Source organism: Saccharopolyspora hattusasensis (assembly GCF_050972075.1).
Lineage (GTDB): Bacteria > Actinomycetota > Actinomycetes > Mycobacteriales > Pseudonocardiaceae > Saccharopolyspora > Saccharopolyspora hattusasensis.
Map to the genome: position 1 here is coordinate 1404068 of NZ_JBPCDC010000001.1, position 21901 is coordinate 1425968.

Genomic DNA, 21901 nt, shown 5'->3' on the forward strand with positions numbered 1-21901 from the left:
TCGGCGAGGCCCGTGCCCGCTGGCCCGAAGGTCCCAGGACCTCGGGTCCCCGTCGGCTGTCTGCCGAGGTCGACGCGCAAGTGCGACTCGGCCCGGTTGTCGCTGAACTCCAGCTTGACGAAATACCCCGCGTCCGGGTGCATCCGCTCGGGCCGGAACAACTCCGTGACCCCGCTGATCGCACGGTCCTTCAGCTCATCGACCTCCCGCTGGGCATCCGCGAGCCGCCGCTTCGACTCGTCCGCCTTCGCCCGCAACCGCTGCGCCTCCTCCCGCAACGCAGCATCGTGCGGTTCGCGTGCCGCGTCCGCCTCCGCTTCCGCGGCCCACCGCTCGTCGGCACCCACCTTCTCCCGCAGCGGATTCAGATACTCGTCCGTGTCCAGGTACGTCCGGACCGTGTACTCCCGCAGCGACACACCGTCCGCGGTCTGTCGGCGACCGAGCGTGTAAGCCCCCGTGTCGAAGTACTCATCGGGCAGACCGAGGTAGTGCCCGAGCTCGTGGGCGAACGTCGCGGCCGACTCATACGGGTTCCAAATGAGCTGGTTGGTACCCGCGTCCGGGTCGGTGCGGAGGCCGATCGATCGATGGGCCTGCGCCGGGTCGTCAACAAACTCCAGCCGGAAGTGGAACTGGTCGCCGGAATGGGCCATCCGGTAACCCCGGTTGAACAGCTCATCCACCCAATCGCCGGCGCGCCGCTTTAGGTCGTCGATCACGTGCTGCCGCTGATCCAGCTCCACACCGGCCTTATGCGCCTTGGCCCACTGTGCGTCGGCCCGCCGCCGGGCGGCATCGGCGTCGGCCTGCGTACGGCCAAGCACCGCGGCGTTGCCCGGCGACGAATCCAGTTGCTGTTCGAGTTCCCGGACAGCCGCCTCGGCATTGTCGGCGGCGTTCTCTGCTTCCCCGGCAAGCCGCAGTTCACCCTCGGCGCTCTCCCGGAACGGCGCCAGGAACTCGCCGGAGTTCAGGTGCGCCTTGAACGTGAACTCCTGCACCCCACGCCGCGGCGCCACCTCAAAGCGCCGCCAGTCATAGCTGACAACGCCCGTTCCGGTCACCAACCTGTTGGGCCGGCTGGACATCCGGACATCCCTGACCTCGAAGGCCACTGAGCCATCGGGAATCGTATTCCGCAGGTGCTCCCACGCGTCGGGCTTCAGCGGGCTCGGCAGCGGGTCGAACCACGACGCCTGCCGCACCTGGGTGTGCTGCCAGGCGAGGTCCTCGACCCCGGGTTCCTTCCCATCGCGCCGGCGGGCGTCATCGTAGACGGCCTCCCGGGGGCCGGCCGCCGGCTCGGTTACCCCGCCCCGCTCGGCGGTTCCGCCATTGGTGGTGCCCGTGTCCGTCCGGTCGTCCGCCCGCCGCGACGCACGGAACACCCCGTCCCGGTTCTGGCGGGTCCACCCGGATCCGCCAGTAACCGGCTCGCCTGCGCCGGCCACCGATGCCGTCTCCGGCCCCGAACCCGCACTCCCGGCCGATTCCGCGCGCCTCAGACGCTGCAGTCGCCGCAGAAACTCCCGCGCATCGTCTTCCTGACCTTCATTCGTCAGCAGCCGATGCGCGACCGCATCCCGCAATTGAGTATCATCCCATATTTCCCTGAAGTGCTGACGGAACGTGCTGACCACAACATCTGAACCGTACAGACCTAGCAGTCGCTCGAACCCGCCGCTCGCTATAGCGTGAATCGCCTGCAATTCCCGTGTCGCGTATTCTGAGTACCCCCTCTGCAACACCTCAAAATCAGCGGCAGCCTCCGATATCCGACCACGGAGCGTTTTGATCTGCACCGAATCTAGATACAGCAACCACATCCTAATCTTGGCTTTATATTCGTTCCGCAGGCCACTGTTCATCTCCGGCTCCGCCAAGATCTTCTCCAGCGACTTCACCGTAGCCTTCAAATCGGAGGCCAGCTGCTCCCGGACCTTCTTTAAAACATTTTTACCCCAAGTCCTAGATCTCGCGAACCGAGCTGCCAAACGGGCGGCGGTGTATTCCGTGCGAAGCGCCTCCGCAATCGCCTCGTTTCGCAGCACCCTGGCGACAGCATCCGTGTCCCCCAAACCACTAAGCTGCGCGCCAACCCACAGGCGCCCATAACTCAGCCCTTCGTCAGCTTGATCGGCTCTAGGCTCTGAGGTCACCGGGGTGTCGGCAGTGCTCGGTTCCGGACGGCCACTCAGGTCACCAACCAGGTAACAGATCAGTTTCCACCGCAACTCCTTCACCTGCTGATCAGCCGGCGGTTTCATCAACTCGCGTGCCATCACAACCCGGAACCGGATCGACTCCGCGAGAGGCCCCAAGACCTCGTCCGCGGCAGCGTACAAACCGTTCACGCGATCTTGATCTTGTTCGCTGGCCAAAGCTTGATCGTCCAACGCTTGACCGGCCTCCGCGAATTCCCGCATTATCAGGTTTTTCTGCTCTTCCGTTCTCACCGCCTCGATCTCGTCGTGAGACAGACCACTCACCACCACGCCAAGGTCACCAAGGTCACCGGCCAGGTAATCGGCCATTTCCCCCCGCACCGCCTCAGCACCGCGCGGGTTGCCCGGATGCTCATCCAACCAGTGCGCCAGCACATACCGGAACCGCTCCGACTCACTCAACGGCCCCAAAATCCTGTCCGCATCAGACAACAACCCGACCACACGATCATGACCGGCGCTCCCGAGCCACTTACGCAAATGCGCCTTAGCCCGGTTGTATCGCTCGTCCCAGTCCCGCACCGCCAACTCACGTAGTTCTTGATACAACCGCGGGTCCCCCACCACCAACTCACGTAGTTCTTGATGCAACTCCACGATGCCCTTGCCATTCTTCGGAGGACTCAGCATGTAGTGCGCCATCACATGCCGGAGTTCTGCAGGGACCCCAAGAGCTCCCATGCTCGGTTTCACCGCATCGATCAGACCGTCTACGCCTACGTCCACCCCGTCTACGCGAACTTCTCGCCCCTTAACACGCATTCTCTGCAACCCCGCCTCCGCGTCAGCGATCCGCGCCCTCAGCTCGGCCGCCGCAGAAGGCTTCCCTGAGCCTGCCGCCTGATTCAATCCACCGGAGCCGTGCGACTGCGACGGATCCTCGCCATGAAGCCCCGCAAGCTGCTGTTCCGTCTCGTCAACGATGGTCTCGTCAACGATGGTCTCGTCAACGATCATCTCGTCGACGATGGTCCCCGCATTTCCCCACACATAGTCAGACTCCGGCTGCATGTCCCTACTCCGCCCCGGCTCCGGCCCCGCGCCCTCATTCACGGCGAGGCTCGGAAGATTCGGTCGCTGCAGGAACTGCTGCGCATCCGCTATCCGATTCTCCTGACCTCCATGCGTCACGAGCGCATCTTGCAACCGTTGAAGAGCAGCGGCAGCTTCCGATGCCCGATTACGGACCGTCTTGATATACACCGAATCTATGTTATTCAACCACTTCTTGATCTCGGGATCATATTTTCTCTGCAGGCCAGTGTTCTCCGGCTTCGCCAAAATCTGCCGCAGCGACCCCACCGTAGCCTTCAAATCGGAGGCCAGCTGCTTCCGGACCTCCCTAAAAACTCTGGTACCCCAATCCTCAGCTCTCGCGAACCGAGCCGCCAAAACGGCGGCGGTGGCGTATTCCGTGCGAAGCGCCTCCGCAATCGCCTCCTCCCGCAGCACCTTGCTGACCGCATCCTGGCCCCACAAACCACTAAGCTCCGCGCCAACCCACAGGCGCCGCTGATAATGCCGTCCGTCAGCTCGATCGGCTCTAGGCCTTGAGGTCACCGTGGTGTCGGCAGTGCTCGGTTCCGGACGGCCACTCAGGTCACCAGCCAGGTAACAGATCAGTTTCCACCGCAACTCCTGCACCTGCTGATCAGCCTGGGGGTTCGTCATCAACTGCTGCCGCTCCTGCGGTTTATCCCCCAGGTTCTCCAGCTTCTTCAGCAACGCGTGTGCCATCACATCCCGGAACGGGATCGACTCCGCGAGAGGCCCCAAGACCTCGTCCGCGACAGCGTACAAACCGTTCACGAGATCTTGATCCTGTTCGCTGACCAACGCTTGACCGGCCAACGCTTGACGGATCTCCGCGAATTCCTGCTTTATCAAGCTTACGGCCGCAACCTCCGCCTGATCCCGAGCACCATTGGCCTGCCAACGCTCCTCTTCCGCTCTCACCTTCTGGATCTCGTCGCGACTCAAACCACTCACCGCCACGCCGATTTCAGGGTCACGATCGTCATCGGCCAGATAGCCGGCCAGTTCCACACGCAACGCCTGAGCACCGTGCCCGTCATCCGGATGCTCGCCCAACCAGTGCGCCATCACATTCCGGAACCGCTCCGACACCCTCAGCGGCCCCAAAATCCCGTCCGTATCATTCAACAACTGGCCCGCGAAACGAATCTTGGACTCGCGCCACTTATTCACCTGCGCCTCGGCCCGCTCAACCCGCTCGTTCCAGTCTCGCAACGCCAACTCACGTATTGAAGACTCCCCTGATGGCCCCGCTGCCTGATCCTCCGGTCCCGCTCCGGCCTGGACGCTCAGCCCGCTGCCCTGCGTACCCAGCTCGCCCGCCAACGCCTGGGAAAACTCGGACTCCGGCACCAAGCCCCTCCTATCCGGCTCCGGACCCGCGCCCGCACTCACGGCCGATGCCGCGAGCGTCAGACCATGCAGTCGCTGCAGAAACGCCTGCGCATCCTCTAACTGACGGCCATTCGTCACCAGCCGATGCGCGACCGCATCCCACAATTGACTATCATCCTGCAGTTCCCTGAAAATCTGGTAGAACTCGCCGTCCTCAACACCTTGACCGTACCGATCTTGCAGTTGCGCGAACCCGCCTCTCGTTGTCTCGTAAATCCACCGCAATTTCTGCACCGCGTAATTTCGGTACCCTCCCCGCAACTCCTGAACAGCAGCGGCAGCTTCCGATGACCGACGGAAGACTGTCTTGGTTTGCACCTTATCTATATTATTCTCCCACTCCCCAATCTTGGCGCGATAAGTATTCCGTAGTTTAGTGATTTCCTCCGCCGCCTTCGCCTCCGCCTCCTCCTCCGCCTCCTCCGCCTCCGCCGCCGCCGCCTCCGTCTCCACCTTCGCCAAAATGTGTCGCAGAGACTTCACCGAATTTTCCAAATTGGAGGACAGTTCCTTCTTGACGTCCACAAGAACACTGGCACCCCAATTCTTGGCTCTGTTGTACAATCCTCCCAATTCTTCGGCGCTGTATTCCCGGAGAAGCGCCGCATTAAATGCCTCCTTCCGCAGCACGTCCTCGACAGCATCGGCCCCCAAACCACTAAGCTTCTCGCCGGACGCCACGCGCCGCTTATAAATCTTCATTGCAGATTGATCGCTCGGTTTCGAACCGCCAATCAGGTCACCAGCCAGGTAACGGACCAGTTTCTCCCGCAACTTCTCCACCTGCTGATCAGCCGGCGGTTTCATCAACTCGTGTGCCATCACATCCCGGAACGGCTTCGACACCCTCAGCGGCCCCAAAATACTCTTCGCATCATGCAACAACCGGTCCGCAGCGCCTTTACCCGCGATCTTGTCCCACCCAGCCAACTGGTCCGCGGCCTGCTTGGACTGCTCTTCCCAGAGCACCAGCATCCGGCTGGCCCTGCGCTCCCTTTGGCGTTGCTCCCCCAACTCGCGAAGATCAGCGACAGCTTCCTCTACTTCCGTTACCCGACTACGGATCGTACTGACATGCGCCCGATCTAGATTCAACCACTTTTCGATTTTGGCGTGATATTTGTTCGACAGGTCAGGATTTGCCTCCTCGATCAAAATCTGCCGCAGAGACTCCACCTCAGAATTCAATTCGGAGATCAGCGACCCCTTGATGTCCGCATCCGCAAGGACTTTGGAACCCCAATTCGGGGCTCTGTTGTACCGTTCTCCCAAACGTTCGGGGGTGTACCCCCTGCGACGCGCCTCCACAATTGCGTCGCGCCGCAGCATTTCGTTGACAGCAGTATCGTCCCGCAAACCACTAAGCGCCTTGCCGACCGCTATGTTCCGCTGATAAACCCTCAGTGCTTCAGATCGATTTTTTTTAGGAGCCCGGGTGGCCGCAGCGGGACGCGAGTCGTCGGCAGTGCTCGGTTCCGGACGGCCACTCAGGTCACCAGCCAGGTAACAGACCAGTCTCCACCGCAACTCCTGCACCTGCTGATCAGCCTGGGGGTTCATCATCAACTGCTGCTGCTCCTGCGGTTTATCCCCCAGGTTCTCCAGCTTCTTCAGCAACGCGTGTGCCATCACATCCTGGAACGGCTTCGACTCCGCGAGAGGCCCCAAGACCTCGCCCGCGGCAGCGTACAAACCGGCCACGCGATCTTGATCTTGTTCGCTGGCCAACGCTTGACCGGCCTCCGCGAATTCCTGCCTTATTTCGCTTTCTCGAGCGTGCCACTCTGCAACACCATCGACCCCGCCATCTTGACCCGCGATCTTGCCTCGCTCAGACAACTGCTCTGCGGCCCGCTTGGACGGCTTTCGGCCCAGCGACTCAACAGCAGCCGCAACTTCCGCTGTCCTACGACGGATCGTTCTGCGCTGCGCCACTTTTAGATCCAACCAGCTTTTGATCTTGGCTTCATATTCTTCCCGCAAGTTAGTGTCTGCCTCGCCCTCCAAAACCTTCTCCAGAGACGCCACCGAATTTTTCAAATCGGAGATCAGCCGCGCCCGGGCATCACCAAGAACTTTGTCACCCCATGGCCGGGATCTGTTGTAACGCTTCCCCAACTCGCTAGCGTCGTAATCCTTGCCAAGCGCGTCCTTAAGTGCCTCGTTTCGCAGCAACTCTCTGATTTCACTGCCCTTGAAGCCACTCAGTGCCGTGCCCACCGCCACGTGCCGGTAATCCATCTGGATCGCTGTAGACTGAGTCACGCCGATTCCAGGCGTCGGAGTCACCGTGGCGGAAAGCAATTTTTCGGCATATTTCTGGTTCTCACCGCCACTTGTGTCACCAGCCAGGTATTTGACCAGTCTCCACCGCAACTCCTGCACCTGCTGATCAGCCTGGGGGTTCGTCATCAACTGCTGCCGCTCCTGCGGTTTATCCCGCAGGTTCTCCAGCTTCTTCAGCAACGCGCGTGCCATCACATCCCGGAACGGCTTGGACTTCCTGAGAGGCCCCAAGACGTCGACCGCGGCGGCATTCGAACGGTCCACGTCATCTTTATTTTCTACGCTGGCCAACTCGTGACCGGCGTCCGAGAATTCTTGCTGTACCGAGCTAATCCGAGAAATAACTTCCAGCGCTGATTCATAAGCGTCCCCGCGCACCATCGGGGCCACAGCCTCCGCCTGGTTCCCAGCACGAGCTGCCTGCTCTTGTGCTCTCGCCGCCTCGAACGCGTCGCGAGGCAAACCACTCACCGCCATGCCAATGCCAGAGTCACCGCCCAGATAGCCGGCCATTTCCACCCGCACCGCCTGAGCACCGCGCGCGTCATTCCGATGCTCACCCAACCAGTGCGCCATCACAACCCGGAACCGCCCGGACGCCTTCAGCGGCCCCAAAATCCCGTCCGCATCAGCCAACAACCGGTCCACAACATCAAAACCCACGATCTCGGCCCACTCACCTAACCGCTCCTCGGCCCGCGTGTATCGCTCATCCCAGTCCCGCTCCGTAAGAAGCGTGTCCACCTCCGCCTGCACCGTCTCGATACGCTCCTGCAGGGCCTCCAACTCCCGGTGCCGAACCGGATCCAACGCCCGCCCCTCCAACATCGCCTCTCGGATCGGATCGAACTTCTGCCCCGGGAACTCCGCCTTCTTCCGAGCCGCCAGCTCCGCCAGCTCCGCCAGCTCCGCCAGCCCTGCCTCAATCCGCTCAGCCCGCTGCTCCCGCTCCGTCTGGTACCCGGCACCACCCGCGCCCTCACCCACCGACACCGCAGCATGTGGCTGTGAAAGCCCGCCCGCCTGGCCCGAACCCCCACCCGCCGCAGAAGACTCCCCGGACTGTCCCGCTGCCTGACCCTCCAGCCCCGGGTCCGGACCCGGCTCCGGACCCGCGCCCGCACTGATATGCGCCAGCCCGATCACCTGGCGCTCCCGCTCTACACGCAGTCGCTCCGCAACAGTTCCGTCATCCGGGGACATCAGGTACTGATGCGCCATCAGCACCCGAGCCGTCAGACTCTCCCCAGACAGCTCGCCCAAAATACTGTCCGCGTACGCATACGCCTCGGCTCGCCTGCCCGGGTCAGCCCCCTTCAACTCACGCAGCGCAACCCCGAAAGCACCACCGTCCCCACCAGTCCCCTCGACGGGCAACGTTCCCCCCGACGGTGAGGCTCCCGGCAAGCTACGAAGCCGGGCCAGCAGCGCCTCCCGTGCGTTCTTGCCGAGACCGCCCCCGGCGTCATCGGTCTCCGCATTACTCACATCCGCAGCGGACTCTGACGGCAAGCCCCCACGCGCCTCCGGACCCGCGCCCGCACTGATATGCGCCCCCGCCCTCCAAAAATCGGCCAGCGTTCCCCGCACCGCGGCAACACGCTCCGCGACTTCCTCCGGAGACAAGCCGTCCATCATGTCCAAGCTATGGGCCATCACGCTCACAAGCACCGGCACCCCATTAAGAGGCGCCCCCAACTCCTTCTCCGCCTCCGCCCACAACGACTTGCGCTTTGTCGGCGCCAGCTCCTTTAAGTCCTCGTCAGCCCGCTCGCTCAGTACCCGCAGATGCGCCGCAGCATCAGCCGACCTCACACGAGACAACGCCGCAACCCGCCTCTCCTCTTCCTCTCTCTCCCTCTTCCTAGACCGACGGTCGCGTTCGCGCTCCCTCTCCCGGTTGCGCCTCTCCTCATCGTCCTCCGCAAACTCGTTAAGCTTGTCCACCTCCGCCTGCACCGTGTCGATACGCTTTTGCAGCGACCTCAAATCCGGGTGCTGAACCGGATCCAACGCCCGCCCCGCCGACATCACACCCCGGACCGGATCGAACTCCCGCCCCGGCAACGACTTCTCCAACTCCGCCTTCTGAGCCTCCAGCCCCGCCAGCTCCGCCCGCCTTGCCGCAATCCGCACAGGCCGCTCCTCCCGCACCCTGGCCTTGTCGGCCCTCCAGTTCTTGAGCCTTTCCCGCGCCTTGTCCCGCTCACGCGCGTAATTCCTGTGTCTCTTCTTATTGGCCGCCGCAAACTTGTTCAAAGCCTCCTCCGCATCCGTTTTAGCCCGCTCCAGCTCCTTCCCCTCCTTTTCCCGAGCCTCATCCCACTCATGCCTCGGCACCTCGTTCAACTTTTCCTGCGCAGCCACAGTCTTCGCCAGTGAATCCTTCAACTGTGCAAGCTGCTCAGCCCGCGCCTTCCGCTTTTCGGCCGCCCGGTTCCTGACCCTTTCCCGCACCCTGTCCGCCTTTTCGTTCTCGGCCTCCTCAAGGTTCTGAAGCGTGTCCACCTGCTCCTGCACCGTCTCGATACGATCCTGCAGCGCCTTCAACTCCGGGTGCTGAACCGGATCCAACGCCCGCCCCGCCGACATCTCATCCCGGTCCCGATCGAACGCATTCTGCCCCTCCAACGACGCCTCCAACGCCGCCTCCAACGACGTCTTCTGAGCCTTCAGCTTCGCCAGCTTCGCCAGCCCTGCCGCAATCCGCTCACGCCGATCGGCCTGCTCTTGTTTGACACGATGCCGCCTCTCCCTGTCACGATCTACTGCCTTTTTATTCCGCTCCTTCTTGTCCAACTCCGCCTGCCCCGCCGCGATACTCTGATGCGTCCCCTCCCGCTGCGTCCGCAAATCCGCATCCGTCCCATCCACCGGATCCCGCAACGGCATCGACTCACCGAAGGGCACCCCGCCGGAATCCTCGGACAGCCGTACTGGTCCCGCCCCGGCCTGGATTTTCAGCCCGCTGCCCCGCGTACGCAGCCAGTCCGCCAGCGCCCCGGAAAACTCCACCACCCCGGCCCAGTGCTCCCGGCCAAGATCGTGGTACCTGGCCGCGACCAGCGCCACCACATCCTCCAGCGGCACAACAGCAACCCCACGAGCCAACGCCGCGACGTCATGCGCGATCCGCACAATCTGCCCGGCCTTCTCCTTTTCGTCGCTGGACAGGTCCAGCTTCTTCGCCTCGGCGATCGCGCGGTCCAGATCCTCCTGCGTCCACTGCCCCACCGGTATCTCACTGGTATCCCGCACCGTGCCCGCCCCGGCACCGGGCGTGGTCGACGCGGGCTGTCCCTCCCCAGCAGCCTCCGACCTCGCCTGGACAGACCCCGTCCCGGTAGCCGATGCCTCACCCCCGGCCACCGTCGTGCCACCAGAAGCGGCCGGAACCAACACGGGCTGCAACAGGGGCGCCGGTCCGATCGCATCCGGAACCGGACCCGGCTGCCTCGTTGGACTGGAAGAGATGCGGCCGGGTGTGGGACCGCCGGGATCCGCCCGTTCCGGGCCCGCACCACCACGTTCGCCGCCAACGGAAGCGACCTCGCCCGGCACCACACCAGGCCAGGACAGACGACGACGTTTCACACGATCAGCAGGGTCAGCCGGATCAGCCGGATCAGCGGAGGTGTGTCGCTTCCGCTTGCCGGTCGCTTCCCTTGCCCGGGACGCCAGGTCTTTCCAGGTCTTCTCGGCCTCCCGCATCCCAGGCAAACTATCCGCGACGGTCTGCAGATCCGTTGTGGTCCAGGCTCCCTTCCGTAGCATGCGTTTCGCAGCTTCGAGGTCGGATGTGTGCGCACCGTCCGGATCGAATCCCGGCCGCATCACCTTCAGGTGCTGTTCCATCCGGCCCGCCAACTTGGCCAGCTCCGAAATCCCCGCCAGCTCCGCAATCCCAGCCAGGTTACGGTCCAACCGCACGGACTCGGACTCCGGCGCATCAAGCGACCCCGCCACCCGCGGCAACCGGCCATCCAGCCACGCCACCTGCTCCGGGCCACCCAATGCGCCATGCTCAGCCCACCAAGCCACATCATCGCCCGCGCCCGCCACCACCTCCGACGACACCGACTCGGGATCGATCTTTCTGTCATCACCCTGGACCGCGTCCACGAAATAATGCGCCGACTCGTCTTCAAAGAAGGCACCAGAGGCCAGGAACGCAGGCGCGTCGTCGCCCTGCACATACACGGCCCGCGGAGCATCCTGCGGGGTCGCCGACGGAGCATCCTGCGGGGTCGCCGACGGAGCATCCTGCGAAGCCGCCGACGGCACCCTCAACACAAGGAAATGAACATCGGGCCCCGAGTTCGCCGTCCGCTCCATGAACTTCCGCATCGCATCAGGGCCACCGGTCAGCCGGGGCTGCGGGACAACACCCCCCGTGGCCCCCTGGAACCGCTCACTCGCCGCACCTCCCACCACCCGCCGCAACACACCAGCATGCAGCAAACCCTTCGCCGCGCGGACATGGTCGGCGATCTGCTCCAGCAACCGCGTGGCCGCCGCATCAGGGCTGTCCGGGTCGGGAATCTCGATGCCCGAGCCCTCCACCATGTCCCTCGCGTACTCATTGCCCAGCAGCACCTGAACAACGATGTAATTGACCGAAGCCCTCAGCGGCTTCCCGAGTCCATCGAGCTCGCGCGATGAGGACACCCGCAGATGCGAACTTTCGGCACTCACCTCGTCCCACTGTTCCAATGCGCCGGACGGGAACTCGTCCCCCTTCGTGGCATCAGCCCACACGAGACGACGCTCAGCCTCCCGAATCCCGCTCTCGCTCCACACCACCCGCCTCAACGGCTGCGGCCACTGCATGACCCCATCCCGGATAGCCCGCAGAGCACCCCGGCGCAGCTTCCCAGCTAGCCCCGCGAAGGGCTCGCCGACGTCCGTCAGCCACCCCCATACATCCCACTCGTGGCTAGCAAGCGAGCGGCCGGTGTCGGTCACCTCGAGTGCCCGGCCCGGACCGAGATAGCGCACCAGCTCCGAACCCGGAAGCCGGGCAGCCTCGCGCATCAGCCGCTGTTGGAACGGGAGGGGCTGGCTACTGCCGTCCAGCCACGCCTGCAACGTGGAATCGTCAACTCCGGTCACCTTGGCCGCTCGGGCTGCGCCGAGGTGGCGCACCACTTCCTCATCCGAGACGTCGGCAGGAACAGCAGCTTTGGCGACGTAGTCCACCACCCCGGGAAGAGTCCAATCCCACCAACCCTGCGTGGTCGGCAAACCGAAAACCTTGTCCGCGGCGGCAGCTGCCCTCTCCCGTTGCCCGTGCGCGAACAACCGCACACGCCTCAGGCGGGTCAGCTCCCGCAATCGGTCCTCCACCGCGACCGCGCCTTCCGGCCCGCCGAACACCGCGAGAATCGTATCCAGCACAATCCCGCGCATCACCGCACGATCGCTGGGACGGCCACGACGCCACTCTTGCACGTCTCCCGCAGAAACGCCGACCGCATGGGCAATGTCCCAGAAGTCGCCGAGGAAGCGCTTGAGGTAGCCAAGCTCATCACCGTCCAGGGTTTGCGCCAGCTCGTGCAGCACGTTCAGCTCCCGCGGACTGGGCCGCCTGCCTGGCTCACCGGCACTCTGCCGTGCCGGACCGCCCAGGTCGCGTTTCACCTGGCTGTCGGGCTTGCTCGCGGCGAGCACCACCTGGTCCAGGCGACCGAGCCCGGCCACCTCTTGCCGCAGTTCGGCGCGGTACTGGGCCGCGGGTGGGGCTTCCTCGCCCCACCTCTCCAGCCGACGGCGGCGATCGGCCAGGCGCACCATGAACTGCCCCAGAACCTGCAACCGCTCCTTGGTCCGCTGACCGTCCGGCAGCAGGTCTTCGACCAGATTCTTGACCTCCGCCCGCCCGCCGTAGGTGCTGACCACCGACCCGATGATCGCCCGGCGCAACGCCTCCGCATGCCACCCTTCGGGCAGGTGCGACCACATCCGCCACACCCACGCCGTGGTCTCATCCACCCCCAACGCCTGAGCCAGATACAGGTCCCGGTACACCCCCGGGTTGACCATACTCATCAACCCCGCCGGCCCCTTATCGTTCAGGGCCGCGAACAACCCCTCCCATTCGACCTCACGGCCACGACGCAACAACCCCTGATCCGCCGGCCCGTACTCCACCCGGACACCAGCCGGATCCACCACATGCACGAAGAACTCCACCGACTCCCCGATATTCTCCAACCAGGTACCCCGCGGCAATTCCCCGTTCGGATCCAGACGCCGCGGCACCCCCTCCAACACCTCCGGCTCCCCCTGGGTCAGCGGGGCCCACAAGTCCTCCGGCCGGTTGGCGCCATCCCGCCTTAGCCCTGGCGCGTTCTCGCCCAGCACATACCAGACGTCGACGCCCTCCTCCACCAACTCCCGACCGTCCCCATCCGACAACGACTTGCGGGCTCTCCATGTCGTCGTCCGCTTCTTCACCACCACCGCATGGTCCACAACACCCCAAAAGTCCAGCATCCGCAGGAACGCCAGGACATGGTGACCATCAACCTCGGCGTGACCATCCACCCCAGCCAGCCTCGGCGCCGCGACCACTCCCGTCGCTTCCACGAAAGCCTCCAGCGCCGCCTGCCCCTCCTCAGAAACCCCCGCCAAATCCTCCGCGCCCAGCACCCCACTCCGGCCATCCACCACATCCGGCAGCGACCCCCTCGACCCATCCCACCCGTACTCCGCGTCGCCGCCACGCCGCTCAGACCCCCCCTCCACCAGAGGTTTCAACTCACCGAAGGGGACGGGCTCCACATCGGACAGCTGTGCTGGTCCGGACCCGCCGTCTGTCGGTTGGTTTGGCGGTTTGCCGTCGTTGGAGGAATCGCTTGGCCGTTCGATCCGATCCGTTCCATCGGACAGTCCGGTCAGATTGGTCAGATTGGTCTGGGTTCGATCGATTCGATCCACCGGGCGGCTGCTACCAGAATCCGAGCCGGGCGAACCCCCGATCGACCGGGCACCACCATCAGTGGAATTATCCTGGTTCCTCCCCACACCAGGCCGAGCCTGACGACGAAGCGCACCGTCCTCACCAATGGAGACAGCATCGCCGTCCACAACAGACCCCGTGGAGCGCATTGAGCTCTCGGACGGCATCTCCTTTCCGCCCAAGCGCTCAAGCCGCTCCAGCAACCCTGGCTGTTCCTTCTCCATGAAGGTATCGAATTCGTCGCTCACCGCTTTATCGATCGCGGCACCCGCCACATGCGCATCGTCAGTGGGTGTGCCAGCGCTCGGCTCGGCGTCCCGCGCAGGAGCCACCGGGTCGTCGACCTGACCAGCCGGTACCTCGCCACCGTCACGGCCGAACGCCCGACGGAGACCATCACCACGGAGAAAGGCGATCTCAGTCAGCCACGATTTGAACCGCTCCTCGGAGTCCAGACTCCCGCGCCCGAACGTCCCCGCACCCCCACCACCATCGCTCCCGGTGGAACCCACCACATCCTCGGTGGACTCCGACCGCGGAGCGGTCGCCGGATCACCCGACGCATCCCCAGTGGACTCCGGCCGCACGTCCCCACCCCGCGCGGGCACCACGCCCGCATCACCGACCGATTCGGACCCCGCACCCCCGCCCGTCCCCAGCTCGGGCCCGGCCCCCGCACTCACCGCCGTCAAGGCCACCAACATACGGGCCAGTCTGTTCCGTACCCGCGCGATCTCACCGTCCCCGACACCACGCATCATGTGATAGGCCAGCACGCTTACAGCCCGCTGCGAGCCATTAAACGGCTCCCCCAATGCTATGGATGCGCGGTCCAACAAGATTTTCCGTGCCGGGCCAGACAATTCCTCCAACGCCACATCGGCCTCATCGCTCGACCAAAGCAGTTCCCGCTCCGCAGCAGCACGACTCGACAAGCTCGCCAGGCCACGCCATTTCTTCTCGACCGCCCGCATCCCAGGCAACCCGTCCTTGACCCACTGCAGATCCTCTGCGGTCCAGGCTCCCTGCCGTACCATGCGTTTCGCAACGTCGACGTTCCGTTTACGCTCACCGTCCGGATCGAATCCCGGCATCGCTTCCAGATGCAGTTCCATCCGGCCCGCCAACTCGGCCACCTCCGCGATCCCGGCGAGGTTACCGAGCCGCTCCCGCCGCACCGACTCCGGCAAATCGAGCACTCGCGGCAACCCGCCATCCAACGCCGCCTGCACCGGCCCACCCAGAATGACGTCGGCGGCCGCCGGCTGCGAACCCTCCCCCGGCGACGCGGACGCTGCGAAACCATCACCGTCGCTGCCCCCCTCGAAGGCGCGCAGTTCAGCCCACCAAGCCACAGCATCGCCCGCGGCCGCCATCACACCCAGCGTCAACGTCGACGCGGGATGGATCCTTCTGCCATCACCCTGGACCGCGTCCACGAAATAATGCGCCGGCCCGTCTTTAAAGAAATAACCAGAGGCCAGGAACGCATTCGTCTCGTCGTTGCCCGTCACATACTCTGCCCGCGGGGCACCCTGCGGGCTCTCTACCCACGGGGTCGCCGGCGGCATCCTCAGCACAAGGAAATGAACGTCGTCCCCCGCCCACTGCTTCATGAACTCCCGCACCGCAGCGGGGCCACCGGTCAGCCGGGGCTGCGGGACAACACCCCCGGTCGCGGCCTGGAACTCCTCACTCGCCGCACCTCCCACCACCCGCCGCAACACACCAGAGTGCAGCATGCCGTCCGCGGCGCGGACGCTGTCGGCGATCTGATCCAGCAACTCCGCGGCCGCCTTCGGACCCGGGGCGGGAATCACGATGCCCGATCCCCGCACCATGGCCTTCGCGATCTCATTGCCGAGCAGAACCTGAACAACGATGTAGTTGACCGAAGCCCTCAGCGACCTCCCCAGCCCATCCATGACCTCTCGCGATTCGGGCCGCAAAGACGGAACTGAGTCCTTCACCTTCTTCCACTGTTCCCAAGCCTCGGACGGGAACTCGCTTCCCTTCTTGGCATCGGCCCACGCGAGACGGCGCTCAGCCTCCCGTATCCAGCTCTCGCTCCAACCCAACCGCCTGAACGGCGCTGGCGGGACGAGCCCATGCCTGATAGCCCGCAGAACCTCCAGGCGCAGCTTCCCGGCTTCCTTCGCGGGGGGCTCGCGGACGCCCGCCAGCCACCCCCATAGCTCCGACTCGTGTCTAGGAAACGAGACGGTGCCGGTCACCTCGAGTGCTCGGCCCGGACCGAGGTAACGCACCAGCTCCGAGCCCGGGAGCCGGGCAGCCTCGCGCATCAACCGCAGATGGGTCGGGCCGGGCTGTTGGCTGCCATCCCGCCACCTCTGAGCCGTGGACTCGGAAACTTGGGCCACCAAGGCCGCGCGGGCCGTGCCGAGGCGAGCCACCAATTCCCCATCCGGGACTCCCGCCGGAACAGCACGCCCGGCGACCCACTTCACCAGATCGCCCAGAGTCCACGGCAACCAATCCTCCATGGCCGGCAAACCGAGAACCGTTTCCGCGGCGGTAGGTTCCTTCTCCGACTCCCCCTGCGAGGCCATCTGCACGTCCCCCCCGGGGTCCGGCTGCCCTTGCGAGGCCACCTGCACGCCCCTCCGGGGGTCCAACTCCCCCTGCAAGGCCATCTCCCAGCCCAGCTGCTTCAGGGGACCCAGGCCCAGCTCCCGCAACCGGTCAGCCAGCGCGACCGCCCCTTCCGGCCCGCCGAACGCCTCGACAAAAGCGTCCAGCAAGATCCCGCGCATCACCGCACGATCGCCGCCGCTACGCCACTCACGATCGCCGATCGCCGCGCCGCCCCGGGCATCCGTACCGAAGAAGCGCGTGAGGTAGTCAAACTCATGACCGTCCAGGGCGTGCACCAACTCCTGCAGCACGTTCAGCTCCCGCCCGGTGGGCTGCCTGCCTGGCTCACCGGCACGCTGCGGTGGCGGACCGTCGAACTCGCGCACCTCCACCCGGATGTCGGGCCTGCTCCCGGCAAGCACCACCTGGTCCAGACCACCGAGCTCGTCCACCTTGCGCTGCAGCTCGGCGCGGCACTGGGCCGCGATGCGGGGGGTAACCGGTTGGGCATGCCCTTCCGCGCCCCATCTCTCCAGCCGACGGCGGCGATCGGCCAGGCGCACCATGAACTGCCCCAGAACCTGCAACCGCTCCTCGTACCGCTCACCGGGCCGCACCAGGCCTTTGACCAGATTCTTGACCTCCTCCCGCCCGCCATAGTTGCTGACCACCGACCCGATGATCACCCGGCGCAACGCCTCGGCATGCCCTTCGGGCAGGTACGACCACATCCGCCACACCCGCGCCGTGGCCTCATCCACCCCCAACACCTGAGCCAGATACCGGCTCTCGCGCGGCCCCGGGTTGACCATATTCATCAACTCCGCAGGACCCTCCTCCTGCAAAGCCGCGAACAACCCACCCCATTCGACCTCACGGCCACGACGCCACAGCCCCGGATCCGCCAGCCCGTACTCCACCCTGCCACCAGCCGGATCCACCACATGCAAAAAGAACTCAAACGACTCCCCGATGTTCTCCAACCTGGCATACCGCGGCAAAACCCCGTCCGGATCCAGATGCTCCGGCACCACCCCCAACTCCTCCGGCGCTCTCTGGGTCAGCGTGTCCCACAAGTCCTCCGGCCGGTTGGCGCCATCCGGCCTCCCTGGCGCGTACTCGCCCATCACATGCCAGGCGTCGATGCCCTTCTCGACCAACACCTTTGGATCCGACGATCGCCCCCCCTGGACCCTCCACGTCATCGTCCGCTTCTTCACCACGACCGCATGGTCCGCAACGCCCAACCAGTCCAGCCACATCCGCAGGTACGCCATGACATTGTGAACATCAACATCGGCCAGCCTCGGCTCCGCAGGCACTTCCGTCGCCGCCTGGAAAGCCTCCAGCGCCGCGCGCCCCTCCTCAGAAAGCCCCGCCAAATCCTTCGCGCCCAGCACCACACGCCGGCCATCCACCACATCCGGCAGCGACCCCCGCGACCCATCCCACCCGTACTCCGCGTCGCCGCCACGCAGCTCAGACCCCCCATCCACCAGAGGCTTCAGCGGCGCCAACGGCTTCAGCTCACCGAAGGACACCGGGACGGGCTCCACACCGGACAGCCGTGCCGGCCCGGCCCCCGCCTGGATGACCGGCTCGCTGCGCCGCGTACCCAGCCAGTCCGCCAGCGCCCCGGAAAACTCCACCACCTCGGCCCAGTGCTCCCGGCCAAGGTCGCGGTACCTGGCCGCGACCAACGCCACCACATCCTCCAGCGGCACGACAGCAACCCCACGAGCCAACCCCACGACGTCATGCGTGCCCTGCACAATCTGCCCGGCTTTCTCCTTTTCGTCGCTGGACAGGTCCAGCTTCTTCGCCTCGGCGATCGCGCGGTCCAGTTCCTCCTGCGTCCACTGCCCCACCGGTATCTCACTGGTATCCCGTACCGTGCCAGCCCCGGCACCGGGCGTGGTCGACGCGGGCTGTTCCTCCCCAGCAGCCTCCGACCTCGCCTGGGCAGACCCCGTCCCGGTAGCCGATGCCTCACCCCCGGCCACCGTCGTGCCACCAGAGGCGGCCGGAACCAACACGGGCTGCAACGGGGGCGCCGGTCCGATCGCATCCGGATCCGGACCCGGCTGCCCCGCAGGACTGGAAGAGATGCGGCCGGGTGTGGGACCGCCGGGATCCGCCCGTTCCGGGCCCGCACCACCACGTTCGCCGCCAACGGAAGCGACCTCGCCCGGCACCACACCAGGCCAGGACAGACGACGACGTTTCACACGATCAGCAGGGTCAGCCGGATCAGCCGAATCAGCGGAGGTGTGTCGCTTCCGCTTGCCGGTCGCTTCTTTTGCCCGGGACGCCAGATCGCCCCAGATCTTCTCGACCTCCCGCATCGCAGGCAACCTGTCCGCGACGGTCTGCAGATCCGTTGTGGTCCAGGCTCCCTTCCGGAGCATGCGTTTCGCAGCTTCGACGCTCAAGGCGCGCTTACCGTCCGGATCGAATCCCGGCGGCATCGCCGTCAAATGCTGTTCCATCCGGCCCGCCAACTCGGCCAGCTCCGCGATCCCCGCCAGCTCCGCAATCCCAGCCAGGTGACGGTCCAACCGCACGGGCTCCGGCACATCAAGCGACCCCGTCACCCGCGGCAACTGGCCATCATCCAGCCACGCCACCTGCTCCGGGCCGCCCAATTCGCCATGCTCAGCCCACCAAGCCAAGGCACCGCCCGCGGCCGCCACCACCTTCGACGGCACCGACTCGGGATCGGTCTTTCTGTCATCACCCTGGACCGCGTCCACGAAATAATGCGCCGGCCCACCTTCAAAGAAGTCACCAGAGTCCAGGAACGCAGTCGCGTCGTCACCCTTCACATACACCGCCCGCGGAGCATCCTGCGAACCCGCCGGCGGCACCCTCAACACAAGGAAATGAACACCGGGCCCCGCCGACTGTTCCATGAACTCCCGCACCGCATCACGGCCACCGGTCAGCCGGGGCTGCGGGACAACACCCCCGGTCGCGGCCTGGAACTGCTTACTCGCCGCACCTCCCACCACCCGCCGCAACACACCAGAATGCAGCAAACCCTTCGCCGCGCGGACATTATCGGCGATCTGCTCCAGCAACTTCGTGGCCGCCTTGGGACCCGGGTCGGGAATCACGATGCCCGAGCCCTCCACCATGTCCCTCGCGTACGCATTGCCCAGCAGTACCTGAACAACGATGTAATTGACCGAAGCCCTCAGCGACTTCCCCAGCCCATCGATGACCTCTCGATATTCGGGCCGCAGAGACCGAAGTGAGTTGTTCACCTCCTCCCACTGTTCCAGGGCGCCGGACGGGAACACATCCCCCTTCGTGGCATCAGCCCACGCGAGACGGCGCTCAGCCTCCCGAATCCCGCTCTCGCTCCACACCACCCGCCTCAACAGCTGTGGCCACTGCAGGACCCCATCCGCGATAGCCCCCAAAACAGCCGGCATCATCCTCCCAGCTTCTTTGTTCGGGAAAAGGCCGTGCTTCAGCCGCCAGGACCACACCCGGCGCTCGTCAGCGCCGGTCACCTCGATTGCTCGAGCCGGACCGAGGTAACGCACCAGCTCCAAACCCGAAAGCTCGCACCCCGCAGCCCGCCGCAGCATCGCCTCGTGTTTCAGGTCGCTCACGTAGTCTTTCTGCAGCCACTGCTCAACGGTGGACTCGCTGACGCCGGTCACCTCGGCTGCACGACCCGGGCCGCCGAGGAAGCCCACCAGCTCCCTAACGTTGGTTTCGGGAGAAATCGTTCCGGCAACGTGGTCCACCACGTCGCTCAGAGTCCACGCCCCCAACTCCTGCATGATCGGCAAACCGAAAACCATCTCCGCGGCGGCAGATGCCCCCTTCGGCTGGCCTTGCGAGGCCACCCGCAGTCCCCTCTCGCGACTCAGCTCCAGCAATCGGTCGGCCACCGCGACCGCCCGCTCCGGCCCGCCGAACGCCGCGACAATCGTATCGAGCAGGCCCCCGCGCATCACCGCACGATCGCCGGGACGGATGCGGTCATAATCCCAGAAAACCTGGGCAAAATCGTAGCGGATCCAGGACCACACGATGGGCTCGGGCACACCGATCATCTGGGCGACGCCCGGAGTGGTCCTTCCGGCGAAGAGCCAGAGGTAGTCAAGCTCACGACCTTCGAGGGCGTGGGCCAGCTTGCGCAGCACGTTCAGCTTCCGCTCGCTGCCCTGGCTGTCTCGCAGGCTGGCAGGCTGTGGTGCCGGCGCATCGGTGACTGGTGTCTGCCACCGGATCCGGGACTCGCTCCCAGCGATCGCCCGGACCACAGCCACACGTCCCGCCATATCCGGATCCGGTCGGAAACCGGACGGCCAGTCAACAAAGGGCATGTCACCAGGGAAGAAGGCCAACAAGCCCTTGCCCGGGAAACGGCCGATGTGATGCCACAACTGACCAAGCCCACGCACCTCTGCCGGAAGACCGATGGACTCCCGGTAGCCATCGCCCAGATTTGCCACCTGCTCCGCCAGCTGCGCGACCCGATCCACGCCACCAAGCCAGGCCACCGTTAGCTCGAGCTCGTCGCGGTACTCACCCACGCTGCGGGTGTCACGCCCATCGTCGACCCAACTCGCCCCAGGACGACCCCCGCGGCGATCGGCCAGGGACACCATCAACTCACCCAGACCGCGCAACCGCTGCTGATACCGCGGACCGTCCGGCACCAATGTCTCGACCAGTGTCCTGACCGCTTCCCGCCCGCCGTATTTACTGACCACCGACCCGGTGCCCGCCCGGCGCAACGCCTCGGCATACCCCCCTTCGGGCAGGTGGGACCACATCCGCCACACCCGCGCCGTGAGTTCATCCACCCCCAACACCTGAGCCAGATAATGGTTCCGGCGCACCCCCGGATTGACCAGCCCCATCAACTCCGCAGGCCCATACCCATCCAGAACCCCGAACAACCCACCCCACTCCACGTCACGACCCCGAAGCCACAACCCCTGATCAGCTACCCCGTAAGCCACCCCACCACCAACCGGATCCACCACATGCACGTAGAACTCATCCGACTCCGAACGGTCATCCGACGGGAGAAACGCACGACTCAAGTCTTCCAGCCGCTGTGCGCTGCCCGACCTCTCCCCTTGCGCGTACTCCCCCATCACATACCAGGCATCCAACACCTTCCCCCGCGACCCCTCCCGCTTCCGCACCACCAGCACATGACCTAAAACGCCATGCCAGTCCAACACCCGCAAAAACGCCTCAACACCGGCGCCATCGCCATCAGCGAAAAGTGGTTGCGCGTCCAGTCCTGTCGCCGTCACGAAAGCGGTAACCGCCGCGCCCCCCTCCCCATCAGCAATCCCCGCCAGATCCGCCGCGCCCAACACCACACGCCCACCCACCACCGTCACACGCGCATCGCCCCGCATATACC

At 65.1% G+C, this 21901-nt stretch carries 1 protein-coding gene (only partly in view); it reads right to left on the reverse strand.

Every position in this 21901-nt window falls within one protein-coding gene, locus ACRXBZ_RS05730, for a WXG100-like domain-containing protein, read on the reverse strand. The gene is 42741 nt long; 13795 of those nucleotides lie to the left of the window and 7045 to its right, leaving coding positions 7046–28946 in view (codon 2349, partial, through codon 9649, partial); the first complete codon in reading order (the gene reads right to left) occupies positions 21897–21899. Both the start codon and the stop codon lie outside the window.